3 protein-coding genes and 1 pseudogene are annotated in these 2584 nt (G+C 70.8%); all 4 read right to left on the bottom strand.

Annotated features, from left to right (window positions below; genetic code table 11):
• Window positions 1-217 (bottom strand): annotated as a pseudogene (locus tag ACFU6K_RS36310) (M1 family peptidase); the annotation flags it as partial.
• 205 nt (window positions 218-422) lie between these two features.
• Window positions 423-1295 carry a sulfurtransferase gene (locus tag ACFU6K_RS36305; protein WP_380670508.1) on the bottom strand — a complete coding sequence of 291 codons (873 nt, stop codon included), beginning with the start codon at window positions 1293-1295 and terminating at the stop codon, window positions 423-425.
• A 165-nt stretch (window positions 1296-1460) separates the two neighbouring features.
• Entirely contained in the window at window positions 1461-1787 is a 327-nt protein-coding gene (locus tag ACFU6K_RS36300) for a hypothetical protein (RefSeq protein ID WP_380670506.1), read from the bottom strand.
• A gap of 151 nt (window positions 1788-1938) precedes the next feature.
• The coding region (locus ACFU6K_RS36295; RefSeq protein ID WP_380670504.1) for a polysaccharide deacetylase family protein at window positions 1939-2584 on the bottom strand (646 nt) is incomplete at its 5' end.

The raw sequence follows: 2584 nt of genomic DNA, 5'->3' as shown, positions 1-2584 counted from the left end.
TGGCGAGAATGGTCGTGGTGCCCTCCAGCTCGTCCGTGGCGGGCTGGTACTTCAACCGGACGTCGTAGTGCGAGACCCGGTACCCGCCGTTGCCGTAGGTCGGGTAGTACGGGTCGCCGACCCCGGCCGCGCCCGGCTGGAAGCCGGAAGCCGAGGCGGGAACGGCCAGGAACAGGCTCAGGGCACTGGCAGCAGAGACGATCAGCCTCTTGCGCACGTGGTCCTCCAGGGATCACCGGAACGATTGGGTCGGATCGATCCTTGTCCCGGAAGCCCCTCGTCCACTCCCCTCCGGTGAGATGTTCATGAAAAGAAACGCGCCGACACGACGGCTTCGCAGCCGTGCCGCGAAGCCGTCACACCGCCTCACCCGCCCCACCCACCCCTGAGGCCCCTTGTGGCCCCCTCACCCCTCCCACCCCTCACGCCCCGAGCACCACCGGCGCCCGCACCAACGAGCCGTACTCCGTCCACGAGCCGTCGTAGTTCTTCACGTGCGGGTACCCGAGCAGCTCGGTGAGCGCGAACCAGGTGTGCGCGGACCGCTCGCCGATCCGGCAGTACGCGATCACCTCGCGCTCCGGCTCCACGCCCTTCCCCCCGTACAGCGCCCGCAGCTCCTCCGCCGAACGGAACGACCCGTCGTCGTTGGCCGCCTGGGACCACGGGATGTTGACCGCGCCGGGGATGTGCCCGGGCACCTGCGCCTGCTCCTGCGGCAGGTGCGGGGGCGCGATCAGCTCGCCCCGGAACTCGGCCGGCGAGCGGACGTCCACCAGCACCGCGTCCGCCCCGGGCTTGGCGAACACCTCGGCCCTGGCCAGCACCTCGTCCCGCAGCGCCCGCAGCTCCGGCCGTTCGGGCCCGCCGAGCCGGTAGCCGCTGTGCTGGTAGTCCATCACCTCGCGGGTGAGCTCCCGCTCCTCCAGCTCCCACTTCTTGCGCCCGCCGTCCAGCAGCCGCACCGGCCCGAAGCCGCGCAGCCGCAACAGCCAGTAGGCGTACGCGGCGAACCAGTTGTTGTTGCCCCCGTAGAGCACCACGGTGGTGTCGTCCTCGACCCCGGCCGCCCGCAGCAGGTGCTGGACGCCGTCGCGGTCGATGTAGTCCCGGCCGACCTGGCTGTGCAGGTCGGTGGTCCAGTTCCAGCCGACCGCGCCGGGGATGTGGTCCCGGTCGTAGGCCTCGGTGTCCTCGTCCACCTCGACGACCCGGATCGTCCCGTCGTCCAGGTGGTGGGCCAGCCATTCGGTGCGGACCAACGCCTCGGGGTGCGCGTAGCCGTTGCCGGTCATCCCAGGCCCTCCTTCGCTCTGCCCAGGCTGCGGCGCCCGACCACGGGCACGGCGGGCCGCGCGAGGACGACAGGCGTACGGGCACGGCGAGGGGCCGGCGACCGGGCCGGACAGTTCGAACCTACGCCGCCCGCCCGGCCCCGGCCACCCCGCGCTCCCCGGCGCTCAGGAGAAGACGACGGAGCGCAGCTTCAGCCGGTCGCCGAGCTTCTTGCCGGGGTCCATGACGTAGAAGACGTCGCCCTCGCAGCCGAAGTCCAGGAAGACCGTGGCCGTGGACCGGGTGAGGTTCTGCGGCGCGAAGCCCGGGTCCTCCTCGGTCGTCCACGGCAGGTCGATGCACTCGCGGCTCTGCGGGTCGGCCAGGCCCACGGGGACCCCGGGGCCGACCTTGTAGAGGAAGTCGCCCGTCGCCGCATTGGCGGAGAACGGGACGGCGAGGACGAGGGCGACGGCGCTGGCGGCGGCCAGGATGGCGTTGCGGAGACGCATGAGTGAGGGCCTTTCAGGTGGTACTCGGCAGTACCCGGTTAATCGGTGCGAGATCACCCTAGAGGCCCAAAAACTGCAAAAACGGTTCTTCTAATCCACCCATTCGAGTGGTTTAAGGGTTAAAGCCGCGACCTGCCCCGTCATGCGAAACTCAGTTCGGCGGAGCCGTGAAGAGATACCCCGAATCGACGAGCACCGGCAGGTACGCCTTCAACGCCGCCACCGTCTGCGACCGGTCCCCGCCGCCGTCGTGGTTGAGCACGATCGACCCGGGCCGGACGTTCTTGAGGACCCGGTCGATGATCGCCGGGGTCCCCGGCCGGGCCCAGTCCCGCGGGTCCACCGACCAGGCCATGTTCCGCATCCCCAGGTCGGCGGCCACCTTGAGCGAGACCGCCGACCAGTCCCCGCCCGGCGCACGGAACCAGGTGGGCTGCCGGCCGGTGGTCCGCTGCAGCAGGTCGGAGGTGCGCTCCAGTTCGTCCCGCACCTTGCCCTCCGACATGTGCCGCAGGTCGGGGTGGGTCCAGGTGTGGTTGGCGATGTGGTGGCCGCGGTCCGCGATCTCCCGCACCAGGGCGGGGTGCTCGACCGCGTTCTCGCCGATCAGGAAGAACGTGGCCCTGATCCCGTACTGCTCGAACATCGACAGCACGGTCGGCGTGTACCGGGGGTCCGGGCCGTCGTCGATGGTGAGCGCCACCACCTTCCGCTCCGGGTCCAGGTCGTACACCGGCTTGCTCTCCGCCTCGGAGAGCAAGCCGCGCACGGGCACCGCGCTCGGCGCGGCGGCGGAC

It is taken from the genome of Kitasatospora sp. NPDC057512, assembly GCF_042802135.1.
GTDB lineage: Bacteria > Actinomycetota > Actinomycetes > Streptomycetales > Streptomycetaceae > Kitasatospora.
Note: the sequence above shows the minus strand (reverse complement) of the source record. Positions and strands in the feature narration are given on the sequence as shown.